Annotated in this window: 11 protein-coding genes; 8 read left to right on the top strand and 3 right to left on the bottom strand. The window is 46.7% G+C overall.

Annotated features, from left to right (window positions below; translation table 11 throughout):
• Nucleotides 1–3: 3 nt before the first annotated feature.
• The 8 genes from tssK to ABUE30_RS05065 are packed head-to-tail and all read left to right on the top strand — an operon-like array spanning nt 4 to nt 13,408.
• Nucleotides 4–1,338, top strand: a complete 1,335-nt coding sequence (tssK, locus tag ABUE30_RS05100; protein WP_408622625.1) for a type VI secretion system baseplate subunit TssK — start codon at nt 4–6, stop codon at nt 1,336–1,338.
• Nucleotides 1,339–1,349: 11 nt separating this feature from the next.
• Nucleotides 1,350–2,138: a type IVB secretion system protein IcmH/DotU gene (gene icmH / locus ABUE30_RS05095; RefSeq protein ID WP_408623186.1), complete on the top strand. Its 789-nt coding sequence runs from the start codon at nt 1,350–1,352 to the stop codon at nt 2,136–2,138.
• 10 nt (nt 2,139–2,148) lie between these two features.
• Nucleotides 2,149–4,866 (top strand): type VI secretion system ATPase TssH, encoded by a 2,718-nt coding sequence (gene tssH / locus ABUE30_RS05090; RefSeq protein ID WP_408622624.1) that lies wholly within the window; start codon nt 2,149–2,151, stop codon nt 4,864–4,866.
• Nucleotides 4,867–4,868: 2 nt separating this feature from the next.
• Nucleotides 4,869–6,434: a sigma-54 interaction domain-containing protein gene (locus ABUE30_RS05085; protein ID WP_408622623.1), complete on the top strand. Its 1,566-nt coding sequence runs from the start codon at nt 4,869–4,871 to the stop codon at nt 6,432–6,434.
• A complete protein-coding gene (vasI, locus tag ABUE30_RS05080) occupies nt 6,431–7,108 on the top strand; it encodes a type VI secretion system-associated protein VasI (protein ID WP_408622622.1) in 678 nt (225 codons plus the stop codon). The genes ABUE30_RS05085 and vasI overlap by 4 nt, the downstream gene beginning before the upstream one ends.
• Nucleotides 7,109–7,113: 5 nt before the next feature.
• Nucleotides 7,114–8,526, top strand: coding sequence for a type VI secretion system protein TssA (gene tssA / locus ABUE30_RS05075; RefSeq protein ID WP_408622621.1), 1,413 nt, complete (start codon nt 7,114–7,116; stop codon nt 8,524–8,526).
• Between the two features lie 17 nt (nt 8,527–8,543).
• Nucleotides 8,544–12,101 carry a type VI secretion system membrane subunit TssM gene (gene tssM / locus ABUE30_RS05070; protein ID WP_408622620.1) on the top strand — a complete coding sequence of 1,186 codons (3,558 nt, stop codon included), beginning with the start codon at nt 8,544–8,546 and terminating at the stop codon, nt 12,099–12,101.
• Nucleotides 12,102–12,154: 53 nt separating this feature from the next.
• Complete coding sequence (locus ABUE30_RS05065) at nt 12,155–13,408, top strand: type VI secretion system ImpA family N-terminal domain-containing protein (RefSeq protein ID WP_408622619.1); 1,254 nt, start codon at nt 12,155–12,157, stop codon at nt 13,406–13,408.
• 42 nt (nt 13,409–13,450) lie between these two features.
• Here ABUE30_RS05065 and ABUE30_RS05060 read toward each other — a convergent pair whose 3' ends face one another.
• The 3 genes from ABUE30_RS05060 to oadA form a co-directional block, all read right to left on the bottom strand.
• Nucleotides 13,451–14,353, bottom strand: coding sequence for an alpha/beta hydrolase (locus tag ABUE30_RS05060; RefSeq protein WP_408622618.1), 903 nt, complete (start codon nt 14,351–14,353; stop codon nt 13,451–13,453).
• Nucleotides 14,354–14,535: 182 nt separating this feature from the next.
• On the bottom strand, nt 14,536–15,837 hold the full coding sequence (locus ABUE30_RS05055; RefSeq protein WP_408622617.1) for a sodium ion-translocating decarboxylase subunit beta: 1,302 nt from the start codon (nt 15,835–15,837) through the stop codon (nt 14,536–14,538).
• Between the two features lie 12 nt (nt 15,838–15,849).
• A complete protein-coding gene (gene oadA / locus ABUE30_RS05050; RefSeq protein WP_408622616.1) occupies nt 15,850–17,664 on the bottom strand; it encodes a sodium-extruding oxaloacetate decarboxylase subunit alpha in 1,815 nt (604 codons plus the stop codon).
• Between the last annotated feature and the right edge of the window lie 3 nt (nt 17,665–17,667).

Genomic DNA, 17,667 nt, shown 5'->3' with positions numbered 1-17,667 from the left:
GATATGGCCTCGCGAAACCGAGTCGTTTGGAGTGAAGGTTTATTTATTAAGCCTCAACATTTCCAACAGCAGCAGCGTTATTTTGAGTACTACGTCGATGAACGCGTGCGAGCAGTTAGCCGCTATTTATATGGTGTCAGTGGGCTGGTGCTTAACCCTGAGTACTTGAGCTTTGGCAGTATCGCACTGGAGAGTGCGACTGGCATTATGCCTGATGGCACTGTGTTTAATGTGCCTTTAGAGGACACGCTACCTGATCCGCTGGAAATTACCGATGATTCATTTGCCAATCAGATTGTTTATTTGGCTTTACCTCTTAGAAGTGATGCTATCACCGAAGTCAGTTGGCCAGAGCATCGTGCCTCAGGGCGCTATCGCGTCAACCAAGCACAAGTTCACGATGTACATTCTAAAAATGGTGCTTCAGCGATGTTGGATGTCAGCCCTGTTCAGCTCAAACTTATGTTGGAGAAAGAGGATCGCAGTGCTTATAGCTCGATTGCTATTGCCAAAATTTTAGAAAAACGGCCCGATGGTAGCTTGTTGTTAGATGATAATTTTATCCCTTGCCACTTAGCGATCAGTGCCGTAAACCGTACCCAACGCTTTATCGGCGAAGTCGCCAGTTTAATGCGGGAGCGCGCGAAAAATATTGCTCAGCGACTCGGCGCGCCCAATCAAGGCGGTGTGGCTGATGTGTCTGACTTTATGTTGCTGCAATCACTGAACCGAATGCAACCGCAATTGCATCATATGGGCAATCTGGGGCGGTTGCACCCAGAACGCGCCTATGAAGCCTTGAGTATGATGAGTGGTGAGCTCGCTACATTCACCGATGAAAGCCGCATGGCACCTGAATTTCCCAATTACAACCATGATCTGCCAACGGATTGCTTTACGATGGTGATGCGTCAATTACGACAATCGTTGAGTATTGTACTTGAGCCTAAAGCCGTGTCATTGCAATTACAAAAACGTAAATATGGCCTAATGGTGGCACCGTTGCAGGATCGACAGTTGGTTGATGATGCTGAATTTATTGTTGCCGTTAAAGCGCGGATGCCGCTCGATGAACTGCGCCGGTTATTTATCCAGCAAACGAAAGTGGCATCAGTTGAGAAAATTCGCGATCTCATCGCTCTGCAATTACCGGGGGTTCCCCTTACACCACTCCCGGTGGCGCCGCGCCAGTTACCCTATCATGCCGGCTATACCTATTACCAATTAGATAAAACTAGCCAAGCTTGGCAGATGTTAAACAACGCCAGCGGCTTTGCTTTTCACGTTGCCGGTGATTTTTCTGAACTTGAGCTGCAATTTTGGGCAATAAGGAGTTAATCATGACAGACATGATGAATGTCGGCGCCGGATCTCGCCAACTTCAAAGCTTTGATGGGCTGTTATTTGATGAAGTTAGCAATATCGATAATGATCAGGATTATTGGTTTCAGCTGCGTGGTCATAATATCAATTCGATGATTGATGCGGCAACTCCGTTATTGGGGATGGCGATGCGGATTCGCCGTTTATCGCACTGTGACCATGTGGAAGCTATTTATAGCCAAGCGGTTGATGAGGTCAAAGCGATTGAGGTCGAGTTAACCGAAGCTGGGTATGAACATGCGCTGATCTTGGCTTATCGCTATATATTGTGCACCTTTGTGGATGAATCAGTGATGATTACCTCTTGGGGGGCCGATAGTATTTGGGCTGAGCATTCACTGTTGACTCGGTTTCATAATGAAACGTGGGGTGGCGAAAAAGTTTTTACGATTTTATCGCGCCTGCAAAGTGAGCCGACTCGTTATAAAGCCATTTTAGAATTTATCTATTTATGCCTATCACTTGGTTTTCAAGGGCGCTATCGAGTGATGGAAAATGGTCATCAAGAGTATCAAAAAGTGAGCCAACATCTGTATCAGATGTTGGCTCACCTGCAAGATCAACCTCCTAGCCACTTAACGCAAGCATCAGAGCATGTCGTTACCACGCGCGATAAGTTATCGAAACAAGTTCCTATTTGGTCGATTTTTGCTGGGTTTGGGTTGCTTTGGATCGCTATTTTTATCGGATATTCATTTGCCTTACATCATCAGTCAGTCGACGTATTGGCCCACTTGAATCAAATTTTGCACTGAGGAGAACACGTTGATTCAAATAGAACTTGCCACATTGATAAAGAAACTCAACAGTCAAAGTAAATTGGCTTTGGAGCAAGCGGCGGCTCATTGCATGGCGCGGCAAAACTCGGAAGTGACCTTTGAGCACCTTTTTTTTACCTTATTAGATAATCCGTTGTCTGATGTGCGTGAAATGTTAAAAGCGAATGGACTGGACCATTATCAGCTCAAAACTTTAACGGCGCAGTCGCATCCGCGAGAAATGGGTCAGCAAAATTACCCTGCTTTTTCACCGTTGTTGGTAGAGCTATTGCAAGACGCGTGGCTGTTGACCTCTACCGAGCTGAATGGCTTAGAGCTTCGCTCTGGTGCGATTTTTATTGCTGCACTGATGCGCCCCGAGCGTTATTTAAGTCATGCGTTGGCCAATGCGTTGGTAGAGATTAATCGCGAAACATTGCGCCGACACTTTGATACATTAACCCGTGATTCAGCTGAATCTCCCACTGACAGAGCTGATAAGCATGTATCGGTCAGTGATGCCGAGCAATCATCGCTAGCGCGCTACTGCACCAATTTTACCCAACTTGCGCGTGACAAAGAGCTTGATCCCGTGTTATGCCGCGATGATTCGATCAGTTTAATGATCGATATCCTTTGCCGGCGCCGCAAAAATAACCCCATTGTAGTGGGGGATGCCGGCGTTGGTAAAAGTGCTGTGGTTGAAGGGCTGGCGCAGCGCATTGTGAATGGGCAGGTGCCCACTCGACTTGCTGATACTGAATTACTCTCGCTTGATCTGGGTATGCTGCAAGCGGGCGCATCGGTTAAAGGGGAGTTTGAAAGACGCTTAAAAAGCATCATTGATGAGGTCAAAAGTGCACCGCAACCAATCATTGTATTTATCGACGAGGCGCATACCTTGATTGGTGCTGGCAATCAAGAAGGCGGCGGAGATGCAGCTAACTTGCTTAAACCTGCTTTGGCGCGCGGCGAGTTATCGATGATCGCAGCGACCACTTGGAAAGAATACAAAAAGTATTTTGAAAAAGATCCAGCGCTAACGCGGCGTTTTCAGTTAGTCAAATTAGAGGCACCATCTGCTGCGCAAACGGTTGATATTCTGCGCGGATTACATGGTGTCTATGAATCAGCCCATCAGGTACTGATCAGTGATTCAGCCATACAGGCGGCGGCTTTTTTGTCAGACCGTTATGTCTCTGGTCGACAATTACCCGATAAAGCGATTGATGTGCTAGATACCGCGTGTGCACGAATTGCCATTCATTTAAGCGCGCCGCCTCGGGCATTAACCGATATTCAAAGCCGTTGTCATCAACGTGACTTAGAACTTGCCATGCTGCAGCGCCAGCGATTACTCGGCGAAGCCGTTGATGATGAATATCTTGCTGAACTTGAAGTCGAAGAGGCAAATGATCAGGTACATTATCAAGAACTTGAACAGGCATGGCACGCTCAACAATCGATCGTTGAAGAGATTATTACTTTGCGCCGGCAGTTACTGCATCCGCAATCTAACGAAATTGAAGCAAACCCAGAACTGCATGATGAAGTCATTGACGCGAATAGCTCTTTGAACCAAGCCGATGAGTTGTTAGCCGAAAATAATGATGACTTAGTCCAGGGGATTGAAACGGCAGCCAATCACTTTGATGAAGCAGCGATCAGAGCGAAGTTGACTGATAGCTATGCCCGCCTTGAAGCGATTCCACACCAACAACGATTGATCTCAGCGCAAGTGGATGAAGCGCAAGTTGCCCAAGTGATTGCGGATTGGACAGGTGTTCCTGTTGATCAAATGAACACGGATGAATTGAGTAAAATAACACATTTAGATGACATCTTAGCTGAGCATATTAAAGGGCAAGATAGCGCTATCAAATGCATCCATCGTCATCTACTTACTGCGCGCGCCGATTTGAGGCGTCCCGGTCGGCCCAAAGGTGCGTTTTTATTAGTGGGTCCAAGTGGGGTCGGTAAAACTGAAACAGTGATACAACTTGCCGAACAACTGTACGGTGGCAAACAGTTTTTAACCACTATTAACATGTCCGAGTACCAAGAAAAACACACCGTATCGCGGTTGATCGGTTCGCCTCCTGGTTATGTGGGCTTTGGCGAAGGCGGGGTGCTGACCGAAGCGATTCGTAAAATGCCATATTCAATTGTGCTATTAGATGAGGTCGAAAAAGCGCATCCAGAAGTGCTTAACCTGTTCTATCAAGCCTTTGATAAGGGTGAATTAGCCGATGGTGAAGGGCGAATTATTGATTGTCAGAATATTGTCTTCTTCTTAACCTCTAATTTGGGCTATCAAACCATCGTCGATTATGCCGACACGCCCAATCTTATTGAAGATAAACTCTATGATGAGTTAGCGCAATTCTTTAAACCGGCATTATTAGCGCGTATGCAGATTGTGCCCTATGTACCCCTTAGTGATCGTGTACTTGAAAGTATTATCGTGGATAAATTATCGCGATTGGAAACGCTATTTAAAGCGCGTTATCAAGCTAAGGTCGTGATTGATGATGAGTTAGTCATGGCCATCCGTCAGCAAGCGACGCGCTCAGAAAATGGGGCGCGTATGCTTGAAGCGATTATCGAAGGACAGTTACTTCCCCCGGTTTCGCTTGCATTATTGAGCAAATTGGCCGAGCAAATACCTGTAACTTCCATTGAACTGGGCGTGCGCGATGGTCAGTTTTTTGGTGAGGTGCGATAGCCATGTCTAGTTGGTTAAAGGTTTCTGCCGATATGCTGGCACTGCGCACCAGTCAGCAACTGATCGAATGTTATGTGCGATTTTTAACCAAACATTTGGCGCTCACTACGGTACACATTGTTGTTCCTGAGCAAGATGGGCGTCACTTGGTTGCTTTAACGCATCCGGAGTTACTTAATTGGGAGGTGGATGATTTTGAACATCCATTTTCCCATGTGATCCAGTCGCATCAGATGGTGTTGTTGCAGGCGCGCGAATTTCCCTATTGGTCGGGAAATCCGCAATTTGCCAAGCTTCTTTGTGAACAACCCCAAACGTCGAGCGTATTGATATTGCCTTTGCCCGAGCAGCAGCAACGTGTCATGGCAATTGTCGTCATGTTGGGCGATCTGGCGACATTGCAGAGTATCCAACACAACCAATCTTGGCATGAATTTAACCAGATCTTTGTTCAGCAATGGCAACTATTAGGAGAGCTCAGTCAGCACAATACGCAGCGTTCGCTTCTACGCCAGTCGCTTTTGAGTATGCGCAGTGAGCAAAAGCATCAACAATTGATTGAGCAATTGCAACATATCTTGATTGGGCAAAGTGAATCGATGCGTCAGCTGCGCAAACAAACGGTACGTGCAGCGCAGGCATCATTAACGGTGTTGATTCAGGGCGAAACTGGTACAGGTAAAGAGTTAGTGGCCACAGCCCTGCATCAGTTATCTGAGCGCAGTTCTAAAGCTTTTGTGGCGGTGAATTGCGCCGCAATTCCAGAGCAGTTATTAGAAAGCGAACTGTTTGGGTATGAAAAAGGCGCCTTTTCTGGGGCGATCAAATCCAAACAAGGGATTATTGCCGAGGCCGATGGCGGGACGCTATTTCTCGATGAAATTGGTGATATGCCATTGCCACTGCAAGCCAAATTGCTGCGTGTATTAGAGACTCATCAATATCGCCCGGTCGGTGGTAATGAGGTGCGCTCTTCTGATTTTCGATTATTAGCCGCGACCCATGTTCAACTGTTAGAAAAGGCCAAAGCTGGTTTATTTCGTCAAGATCTTTATTTTCGGATTTGCCAATATCCGCTTAGCTTGCCGCCTTTGCGTGAGCGTGAAGGGGATCTAGAGAGATTGGTTCACCATTTTGTGGCGCAGTTTAATCAGGTGCATCAGCGCGATATTCGCAGCATACATTACCAAGTTTTCGATGAGCTTAAGCGCTATGCCTTTCCTGGTAATGTGCGTGAATTAAAACACCTGATTGAATTTGGTTGTTCACAAGTGGATGGCGAGGGTGAACTGACGCTTGGTTGTTTTGGTGAGCATTTAGAGTCACTTATCAGTGATGATTGGTCTTTGCCTGATAGGCCGCAGGGTCATGTTGATGACGATGACGCACAAGACGGCGCATTGGCGAAAATTTGCGACTTAAAGGTGGCACTTCGTCAATATGAAAAACAGATTATTTGCACCCGTTTAAAGCAGTTCCAAGGTGATAGAGCCAAAGCTGCTCAAAGTTTAGGCGTTCCTAAACGAACACTCGCACATAAATGTCAAAAATTGGAGATTGAAGATTGAGCTTATCAAGCCGATTTATGTATTTAGTCTGGCCACTATTGCTTCTGCTAGGTGGGGTTAGTAGCGCCTATGCCAGTGACTCATCTGTGCTTGAAAAAGGGCAGCAATGTAGAAAAATAAGCGACAGATTACAGCGACTACATTGTTTTGATCGCCTGTTTGCCACCCCGATTAACATCACCCAAGGCACCTCTCAAGTGTCGCATTCGCTTGCTTGGAAGCGCGCCGTTGAAAGTGAGAAGAACTCGCAACATCTTGAGTTTCATTTGAGTATGTTAGATTCGGCTAATCTTAAAGCTGGCATTTGGCTAACCGCCTCAGCGCTTGAGTGGCCGGGGCGAGATAGCGATACAGCAATGAAACCTATTTTGATGCTTAGCTGTGACAATAGTATTAGTCGCGTGCAATTGATATTGCCGCAACCGATTGATGCAGGGCGAGTTCGTATCACTGTGGATGGGCATGGTCAAAACACCCAATCGTGGTTAACTGATGACTCAGGAATGGTGCTTGAATCCGCGCGAGGGCTACCTGCGATTCATCTGATGCGCAAGATGATAAAGGGCAGCCAGATTGCACTTCGCTCTGATTCTGCATTAGTTGATGGCCTTATATTTAGCACCACGGGGCTCGCCACTTCCATAAAATCATTGCGTAAAACCTGTCGTTGGTAAGGCTGATGAATACACACGATTATCGAAAAAAAATTAGCCAGTCCATCAGCGCCGATCAGATCGTCGGTGAACGGCTGCGAGATGATCCTTTGCTGGATTTTATCGAATCACAAATGATCAAAGTGGGGTCGCTATCGCATGCTCAAGTGCAATGGCAAGAAGTTGAAAACAGTGCGCTGAAGCTGTTGAGTGAAAAAACCAAAGATTTAAAAATTTTAACTATTTTGCTGCAATGCCTGCAGCACCAGAATAATGCTGAGAACTTTATCGTTAGTTTACAGATCTTAGCTGATTTTATTGCTCTATTTTGGCAAAGTTGCTACCCAGCGCCCGGGAAACGGGGCGTATTACCGCGGCGTAAGTTTTTCGCCCAGATAATCCAGCGTAGTTATCAAAGCGCGGAGAAACTGGAAGCTTCACAGTTTGATTATGAACAAAAGCAGCTACTCGAACAGACGTTCGCTCATCTGCTCGATGTGGTCGCTCGCGAACAATTACCGATTGATGGCATTGAAGAGGTCAGTGCGCTGTTTAAGCGAAAAATAGCGAATATCACCGCATCGCAAACAACTGCTGGTATTTCTACACGCGAAGCTGATGCCGACCTTGAACCGACGAGGACAATAACCGCTGCTCACGCTGTCGATATTGATACCAGCAGTGAACGTTCAATCAAACAGACATTGCTAAAGGTTGCCGATTTTTTAGCAGAGATGAATGAAGGGAGTGCTCTGAGTATACGTCTGCGCCGTTATGCGGTGTGGCTCTCGATTACGTCACTGCCTCAAGCGACCCATCAAGGGGAAACGCAATTGATGCCGATGTCAGTTGATCGTGTCACTGAGTATGAAGAGCAACTGCAACGCGCGGCTAATTTGCCTTTGTGGCGTCAAGTCGAGAAGAGCCTTGCGTTGTCTCCTTTTTGGTTTGATGGTCATTATATCAGCGCGCAAATAGCGGAAAAATTGGGTGAAGCCAGCTGGGCTTTAGCGATTCAAGAGGAGTTAGGTGCGTTTGTACAACGTTTACCTGGGCTTTTGGATCTGAAATTCAAAGGGTTAGTGCCCTTTGCCAGTGAACAAACTCAGCAATGGTTAAAGGGCTCACTCGCAAGTGGCACTGATTTACAACAAGGGGTTGGCAACTGGGATGAAAAACGTCAAGAAGCGATGCTGCTCGCCCAAGAAGGTGGCTTATCTGTGGCGTTGGCAATGCTCAATGATGGCTTAGCGCAGGCTAGCGAACCTCGTGATCAGGTCTATTGGCGATTATTGAGTGCCGATCTGATGCAGGCCAATCAACTGCAAGCAATGGCCGAGCAACATTATCGGTCACTACTCAATCAAGTGAGTCAAATGAGTGTGGGCCAATGGGAACCATCTCTTATCAAACACCTTGAACCTTATCGGTCAGAATAAGCAGGGATTAAAATTTCATGTTTCAATTGCTTTTTAACATCTTGAAAAAACTGTGCTCGCCGTTATTCACAGCATTTCGATCCGCGTTACCGATTTTAATTGTCGTGCTTTTTATTTTGGCGCAAATTGCAATTTGGTGGGCGGGACCATGGTTGACGATTGGGCAGAAACACCCATTAAGTCCGTTGTTATCGCGTGGACTGGCGAGTGCTTTGTGTACGCTAGTTTTCTTTATGTGGTGGGGCATCGCGCAGTGGCGAAAATTACACCAATTTCAAAGTGAACAGAGCCATCAACTCCAGCTTCAAAGTGATCCGATTCGCCGCTATGAAGAGCGCCAAGAGTTTGAACTCAATCGGGTGATGCAAGGGATGCAGCAGAGCCTGAATAAACGTAACTATCTGTACGCGTTGCCTTGGTATTTAGTACTGGGGCTAGAAAATGCGGGCAAAACCAGCTTGATCAATCGCTCTGGGCAGAAATTTGTATTTTCCAATGTGATGCGCGCATCGGGAAAAAAAAGCGAGAATCCCTACTCATTTGACTGGTGGATTGGTGATGATTCGGTATTGATTGATCCGGATGGTGAATTACTGACTCAGCGCCATAATGAAGTGGATAATGATGGTGAGTTAGAGCGGCGTTTATGGCTTAACTTTGTGCAGTGGTTAGAAAAAACACGTAGTCGGCGGCCATTAAACGGGGTGATTTTAACGCTGGATATTGCCCATCTGGCGACGGCCTCAGTCTCTGAGCGGCGAGCTTATGCATCGCTACTGCGTGCCAGGCTTCGCGAGCTGATGGAAGTTCTATCAACCCGCATGCCAGTTTATATCACCTTGACCAAGCTCGATTTACTGTACGGGTTTGAGCCTTTTTTCCGTGAATACAGTAAAGAGCAACGTGATGAAGTGTTTGGTTTTACGTTTACACTCGACTCAGTCAGTCAGCTTGACCAATGGCTGAGTGAGTTTGAAACCGAATACAGTGCATTTATTGATCGCATTAACCACGGTTTGCCCAAAGCACTGCAAGGGGTCTCTGATGAAGAAGATCGTACTGCCATTTACAGCTTTGCTCGGCAAATGGCGGGCCTGTTGTCGGTCTTAAAGCAGTTCTTCGAAGAAGCGTTAGCCAGCGACCAGTTTTCGACATCAGCATTGGTGCGAGGCGTCTATCTGACTTCGGTTTATCAGCAAGGCGTGCCCGTTGATGCTTATGTGGATGCCTCTGCACGGCGCTACGGTCTAAATAATGTGATTAATAGCGCGCAACATGCGGATAATTCAACAACGTATTTTACCAGCCAGCTCTTCAAGCGAATTGTTTATCCTGAGGCAGGATTGGCATCTGATAACTTTAGGGCTGTCCAGCAAAAGCGTCACCTACTGACACTATCAACGATCACTTGTGTGATCGCATCGGTGCTATTGGTCGGCGGTTGGCAACGTTATTACGCCAAAAATAGCCATCAAGCGCAGCAAGTGTTGTCACGCGTTGAGTTGTATAACAAACGTTACGCAGGGATATCTTGGCAAGGCCAAAGTGAACAGGAGATATTACCGCCACTGAATATGCTTCGTGATGCGGCCCTCGAATTTGGCCCTTATCGTAAGCGCACCCCAATTATTGCTGATATGGGATTGTATCAAGGTAAATCCATTGGCCCTAAAATTGAAAAAAGTTATTTAGATGCGCTGCGCAGTCAATATTTGCCCGTGCTATTGCATCAGGTTGTCGCTGATATGATGCAGGCTCAAAACGATGAACGTCGCTTGAGTTTGTTACGCGTGTATCGAATGATGACGGACCAAAGCGGTCGGCATAATCGCTATGTTGAAGATTATTTCAGCAAAGTCTGGCAACGAGAATACCCTGGCCAACTGCAAATTCAGCAGATGTTAATGGCGCATTTGGACTACACCATGGCGCATATTAATCTCAATAAATTGCGAAACCAAGGCAATCGCCAAGTCATTGCGATGTTAAAACCTTATGACTCGACCATTAGCGCTGTGCAGCAGCAACTTAGTCAAGTGCCAGTCGCTCAGAGGGTTTATCGCAATTTGCAGCAAAATGCTGCATTGGTATTAGGGGCGCCATTGGATCTGAGAAAACAAATTGGACCGATGTATAATCTGGTCTTTAACACCGATGAACAGCAAAGTAGCGTTTATGCTATCCCGCAGCTTTACACCGCTCATGGCTTTAAAGATTATTTCTTAGCGCAATTGGCATCCGTGTCAAATTTAGCTTTGATTGACAGCTGGGTCTTAGGCGAGCGTCAACATGCTCAATATAGTGAGGCGGATAAAGAGGTACTGCGCCAACATATTCGTGACCTATATATTAATGATTACACCCGTTACTGGCGAGATGCTTTGAGCCACGTTGATGTGAAGTACTTCACCAATCTCAACGATGCTATTAATGTTTTAAACCACGTTAATGGCAGTATGCAGCCGTATAATCGGCTTTTGGAAACGGTGCGTGCTAATACGCAGTTATTTCCTAACCTACCGAAAAATGATGCGGCTCGTATGGAGCTGATGAAGTCGAATAAGTACGCTATTGGCGCGCAAATTGCTGAGCCGTTTAATCAGCTTAATAGCTTGATAGCGACAACAGATGGGAAACCGGTGTACATGGCAGAAGTAATGGATGCCGTGGGCAAACTGAATGAATACCTCAAATCGATCCAAAGCGCTGCTAATGTCGGACAAGCTGCATTAGAGGCGACTAAAGCGCGTTTAGGCTTACAAAACTCTGATCCTATATATACCGTAGAGAGAATTGCATCTAATTTGCCATCACCGATGAATAAACTGGTTAAAAAGTTAGCTGATGAGAGTTGGCAAGCAGTGAAACAACAAGCCATCGGATACCTGCAAACACGCTGGTATAAGGATGTCTATCAACCCTATGAGCAAAAAATTGCATCACGTTATCCCTTTAACGCGAGCTCATCTCATGATGTGTCGCTCAAGGATTTTACCGATTTCTTTGCACCTAACGGCGTGATCGATCAGTTTTATAATACTCAACTGAAACTATTTCTCGATGAAGGGCAAACTGACGGCTCCAACACTCACCAAGTGATGCTACGTAAAGCGATCGCAAAAGAGATGGCTCATGCCGAACAGATCCAACATGCGTTTTTTAACCGCAAAGGTGCGCTCGATGTTGAATTTTCGCTGCAGCCTGTTGATCTGAGTGCCAATAAGATGCGCAGTATTATTAATATCGATGGACAGTATGTGGAGTATGACCATGGGGCGCCGCAACAAGTCGATTTAATGTGGCCAAATAGCTTGCGCTCGACCGCTATCTCCAAATTGACGTTGGTGCCAACAATGAGTAATGCGTCCCCGCGCAGCATTATCATTACCGGGCCATGGGCATTCTTCCGATTGCTCGATCATGGTCAAATTGTGGGTGAGAGCTCAACGCAAGTGAAGTACCAATTCAACATTGATGGGGGGCATGTGATCTATCAGTTAAGTTCCGAAGTTGATGGAAATCCATTTACAGATGCATTGTTTAAATCGTTTCATCTGTCGAAAAATTTGTATTAAACGATGTGGCGTGCCAAAGCATGCCCATCATCAAGATGAAGAGTTATTAAGCAATGATTGATACCCCTAGTTTTAAGGTTGTTGATGATGAAAAGCAGCTTCGAGACCATCATATTTACCAAAACATTCGTCATGAGGTGAATCGGCGGTTGAACCCGCTCAGCGGCGGAACCGATTGGCATAAAGTTTATGTGGACTGCCAAACCTTGTGTCATAGCGAGGGTTCTGATTTATTAGTTGCTTGCTATTTTGCAGTAGCCAGTCTCAAAGAAAGAGGAATAGCTGGGCTTGCTGACGCACTTGAGCTGCAATGGGCGGTGTTAGATAAATTTGGCACACATTCTATATTTCCTACGCCGCGCCGCATTGAGCTATTGGCTTGGCAAACCAGTCGGCTGCTGCCTGAGTTAAAGCGGCTTAAACCTGAGATCGAACAATTACGCGATTTATATCGTTGTGAACGAACATGCCAAGCACTTGATGAGATGATGCAGCAATTGCAAGATGGGCAAGCGACGAGCTTGGATGCGCTAGGGTTGGTCATATTTGAGCATATTGATGAGGTAGAGAGCCAATTTCGCCGAACCCCAAAAGTGCCGGTAGACGCGTCTTTACCTGTATCCCAAGGGCGACTGCGCTGGGCTTTACTCGGGGCAGGTTTGGCGATTGTGGTGTTAGCGCCCCTGGGATTGCGCACCCGAACTTATGAACCATCGCCATTGTGGCAGCGCTTAACTTACCCTGTGAAATTGCCGCAATCGCTGAGTTTAGCGCAAGGTGCGGCGCTTGATCGGCACTTTACTCATCAGCAACTTGAGCAGCAGCGAACTGGGTTGACAGCGTTATATCGCCAGCGAATTGAAAGCTTAATTAATCGACCCGTTTATTGGTCATATGAAAAAGCTTATGCCTTAGTCAATACCATCAAGCGGTTGTATCCTAATGATTCAGATGTAGTTGATTATACCCAGCAGCTCAGCCAAGCACGCTTGACAACGCAAACCCTATATCAGCAACAATTGTCTAAGTTTTCACAAGCGAGAACGGATTTTTCTAATCTACAGCAAGCACTTGTTCAGCAAGATATGCAGCAAGCAACACGTTTAGCCACCCAATTAAAACGCTATTCACAAGGTTTATCGCCTATTTATGGGCAGCTCTCTTATATTGAGCAGTTATTAGCGCAGCACCAAACGCAAAAAGCACGTGAACAGTTACAAACGCTGAATCAGCGCTTATGGGCCGTACAAGCACGGATGCAGCAATTAGCCAGCGCTGCAATGTACACACCTAAAGCAGCCCCGTAAAGCGAGCGTGCTCGATACTAAGCGCTCATTCAGGCGGCTGCGTTAGTCGGATGTGGTCGTCGCTGATCGTTGTAGCTCACGCAACCAGTTTAAAAAAAGCTCTGGCCACTGTTTGGCATTGCCTTTAGCGTTGCGAACGCCAAAACCATGACCGCTGCGAGCAAAAATATGCATCTCTGCGGGCACATGGTGGCGCAATAGTTGTTGGTAAAAAAGGACACTGTTCATCGGGTTGACGGCGTGGTCATCATTCGCTAATGCAATGAAGGTCGGAGGCGTGTCATCGCTCACCTGAGTTTCAAGCGCATTGTCGTGAATTTGCGCCTCGGTGGGGGTATCGCCCAATAACCGTTCACGGGTGCCTTGATGGGTGAAGTGTTTATTCATAGTAATCACAGGATAGAGCAGCGCGGCAAAATCGGGGCGAGTGGGTTGCTCATCAATGCGATCAATGGGCGGGTATGCCTTAATAGAGTAGCGTGTGGCTAGATTTGCCGCGACATGTCCGCCAGCAGAGAACCCCATAATGCCGATGCAATGCGGGTTAAGTTGCCACTGACTCGCGCGTGATCGCACTAAACGAATAGCTCGCTCGGCATCTTGCAGTGGCACAAGTGTGCGATGAGCAAAACCATCGGCAGGTAGGCGATATTTCAATACAAACACGCTGATCCCTTTGGCATTAAAAATAGGCGCTAAGTCAAAACCCTCTTTATCAAAAACCACCCGTTGATACCCTCCGCCTGGGGCGATAATTATCGCGCAGCCGTTTGGCTTGTCAGCTATAAAAGTGGTTAATGAAGGCACAGAAATATTTATCCAAGCTCGATCGTGTTGGGCCGGCGAGTGACTGCGTTCAATGGTTTGTTCGGTGAGCTTTACATTTTGCGATCCGGGGACATGGCCTGGTGGCCAAAGCGGAATGTCTAGCGGCGTTTGAGTCATTGAATCTCCTGCATATGCACAAGTCATTGTTAATATAACGCAGCCTATCAAGGTAAACCAACGATAGAACAAGATGATTCCTACTATATATAGAAAAGTCTTGAGAGTATAAAGTGATTAAGGCCTTGGGGCATTATATATCATTGACCCAAGGCCTCTTTAATAATGAGTGAGATGATTAATTAACCGAGTACATATTTAATCATCACCCCAGCGGCAACTGCTGAGCCAATGACGCCTGCAACATTGGGCCCCATCGCGTGCATCAACAAGAAGTTCTGTGGGTCGGCTTCTAAGCCTACTTTATTCGAGACGCGCGCAGCCATTGGTACAGCCGAAACACCCGCAGAGCCTATTAGCGGGTTCATTTTTTGTTTAGAAAAATAGTTCAGTGCTTTGGCCATTAAGACGCCAGCTGCGGTGCCAACACAAAAGGCGATAACCCCCAAGATTAAAATGCCAATCGTTTGTGGCTGCAAAAACTTCTCAGCAATCAATTTAGAGCCTACCGCTAACCCTAAAAAGATGGTCACAATATTGATCAGCGCATTTTGTGTAGTTTGCGATAAACGCTCGACCACACCGCACTCACGCATTAAATTACCAAAACAAAACATTCCTAGTAATGGGGTTGCCGAGGGAAGTAGCATGGCAATTAAAATGATCAGCATCAGCGGAAAGCAGACTTTCTCGGTCTTGCTCACGGTCCGAAGTTGTTGCATTTTAATTTTCCGCTCAGCTTTTGTCGTCAGCAGACGCATAATCGGGGGTTGAATCAGTGGAACGAGTGCCATGTACGAGTAAGCTGCCACAGCAATGGCACCGAGTAGCTCCGGTGAGAGTAGGCTAGAGACATAAATAGCCGTTGGTCCGTCTGCACCTCCGATGATCCCAATGGAGGCGGCTTGCGCCAAGTTAAAGTGGATAATCCCTAAGCTGTTGAGGCCTAGTGCACCCAACACAGTGGTAAAAATACCAAACTGAGCGGCGGCGCCTAACAGCAACGTTTTCGGATTAGCCAGCAGTGGCCCAAAGTCAGTTAATGCGCCGACCCCCATGAATATAATCAAAGGCCCAGAACCAGAGGCGATAACGAGCTCATAAAATTGATAAAGCATGCCATCAGAGTAATGGAATTGGCTAGCCGCCCATTGCAGCTCAGCGAACTGTTTGGGCGTGGCTGTTTGCAAGGCGATCTTAATGGCATCGAGCGAGGCGTGGTCAAGATGCAAAATTGCGGCAAATTGTTGTAACACATCTGGCTGAGCGCTATGCAACGCATTATCGATGGCAGACAGAGCTAGACCCGCATCCGGTAAGTTAGCTAATATGCCACCAAAACCAATCGGCACCAATAACAGCGGTTCAAAGCGCTTCACAATCGCCAGGTATAGTAGAACTAATCCGACAATAATCATCATCGCTTGGCCAAAGCTTAGATGGAATATCCCAAAATTATTGACCAACCCCATCACGTTATCCATCAGCATTCTCCATTAAGCGATCAGTAGCAGTGGATCGCCGGCTTGCACTGAATCACCTTCGTGAATATCAATGCGTTGCACGGTGCCAGAACAGGCGGCTCGAATCTCAGTTTCCATTTTCATGGCTTCTAAAATGAGTAACACATCACCAGTTTTAACCAGCTGACCAATTTTGGCTTCGATTTTCCAAATATTGCCGGATAGTGGTGCAACCATTGTTTCGCCCGTAGGGACCTCTTGGCTAGCCGGAGCGTTAGTCACCATAGCTTGAGCCGCCACTATCGGTGAGGTTTGCGTAATAGCTGAGAGATCGCCGCCTTCATCGACTTGAACGACATAACGATGATCATTGACGGTCACGGTATAAACGCCATTGTGTGGTACAGGCGCAGGTGTATCAGACGCCGCTTTGGCTATGACTGCTGGCGCTACCTCTGGTTTAGGTTCAAATGCCTGAGGATTATCGCGATTGGCTAAGTATTTCCATCCAACCTGACTAAATAGAGCCACAATGAGAACATCTTCGCGGAGGTTATCGGCAAGCTTAACCCCTTTTTCGCAGGCTTGTGAGGTCACTTCTTTGGTCAGACGATCCATTTCTGGGGTGATAAAGTCAGCAGGCCGCTCAGTAATCGCTGGTTTTTCTTGGGTGACTCGCAGCAATAGATCGGGGTTAACGGGGAGCGGTGTTTTGCCATATTCACCGCGCAATACTGCTGCTGTTTCTTTGGTGATATTTTTATAACGCTGCCCCATAATCACATTAAAAACGGCCTGTGTGCCGACAATCTGGGAGGTGGGGGTCACCAGTGGCGGATAGCCAAGATCTTGGCGCACATGGGGGATCTCTTCGAGAACTTCATCGAGCTTATCCAACGCATTTTGCTGTTTGAGCTGGCTTTCCATATTGGTTAACATGCCACCAGGCACTTGTGCGACTAAAATGCGCGAATCAGTTCCTTTCAGCTGACCTTCAAAGGCACTGTATTTTTTACGCACATCGCGAAAATAAGCTGCAATATGCTCCAATTTAATAATGTCGAGCCCAGTATCGTATGGGGTATCTTTTAAGGCGCTGACGAGTGCTTCTGTGGCTGGGTGCCCATAAGTGCCGCTCATTGATGAGATTGCTGTATCAATGCGATCAACCCCTGCTTCAATGGCTTTGAGCATGGTCATTTCTGCTAATCCAGCGGTTGAGTGACAATGCAGATGCAAAGGTACATCAATTTGTGCTTTGAGTGTGCTCACTAGTTCACTAGCTTTACTCGGGGTTAATATGCCTGCCATATCTTTAATGGCGATAGAATCAACGCCAATTTCAGCGAGTTGTTGGGCGGTATCAATCCATGTTTGTAATGTGTGTGCAGGACTCGTGGTGTAGGAAAGAGTTCCTTGCGCATGTGCACCGAGTTTTTTCACTGATTGAATGGCTTGGCGCATATTGCGGACATCATTGAGTGCATCAAACACGCGAAAGATATCCATCCCGTTGGCTACGGCGCGTTCAACAAAGGCGTCGACGACATCATCGGCATAATGGCGATACCCAAGTAAATTTTGCCCACGAAGCAACATCTGGAGCGGTGTTTTAGGGAGCGCCTTTTTTAGTTCACGTAGACGTTGCCAAGGATCTTCGCCTAAAAAACGAATACAACTGTCAAACGTTGCTCCCCCCCAACATTCCAACGACCAGTAGCCAATGTCATCTAATTGCGCGGCAATTGGCAACATATCATCAAGCCGCATTCTGGTCGCAAATAATGATTGGTGAGCATCTCTTAGAATGACGTCGGTGATCCCGATGGATTTTTTATCCGAACTCATAAC

This window comes from Celerinatantimonas yamalensis (assembly GCF_046054155.1).
GTDB lineage: Bacteria > Pseudomonadota > Gammaproteobacteria > Enterobacterales > Celerinatantimonadaceae > Celerinatantimonas > Celerinatantimonas yamalensis.
This window is presented reverse-complemented; position numbering and strand designations above follow the sequence as displayed.

What these genes read in the sequence shown, in the direction of transcription:
- tssM (WP_408622620.1), top strand. Translation starts at nt 8,544, where the DNA reads ATGTTTCAATTGCTTTTTAACATCTTGAAAAAACTGTGCTCGCCGTTA.
- ABUE30_RS05085 (WP_408622623.1), top strand. Translation starts at nt 4,869, where the DNA reads ATGTCTAGTTGGTTAAAGGTTTCTGCCGATATGCTGGCACTGCGCACC.
- ABUE30_RS05055 (WP_408622617.1), bottom strand. Translation starts at nt 15,837, where the DNA reads ATGGATAACGTGATGGGGTTGGTCAATAATTTTGGGATATTCCATCTA.
- tssA (WP_408622621.1), top strand. Translation starts at nt 7,114, where the DNA reads ATGAATACACACGATTATCGAAAAAAAATTAGCCAGTCCATCAGCGCC.
- ABUE30_RS05060 (WP_408622618.1), bottom strand. Translation starts at nt 14,353, where the DNA reads ATGACTCAAACGCCGCTAGACATTCCGCTTTGGCCACCAGGCCATGTC.
- oadA (WP_408622616.1), bottom strand. Translation starts at nt 17,664, where the DNA reads ATGAGTTCGGATAAAAAATCCATCGGGATCACCGACGTCATTCTAAGA.
- tssK (WP_408622625.1), top strand. Translation starts at nt 4, where the DNA reads ATGGCCTCGCGAAACCGAGTCGTTTGGAGTGAAGGTTTATTTATTAAG.
- icmH (WP_408623186.1), top strand. Translation starts at nt 1,350, where the DNA reads ATGATGAATGTCGGCGCCGGATCTCGCCAACTTCAAAGCTTTGATGGG.
- ABUE30_RS05065 (WP_408622619.1), top strand. Translation starts at nt 12,155, where the DNA reads ATGATTGATACCCCTAGTTTTAAGGTTGTTGATGATGAAAAGCAGCTT.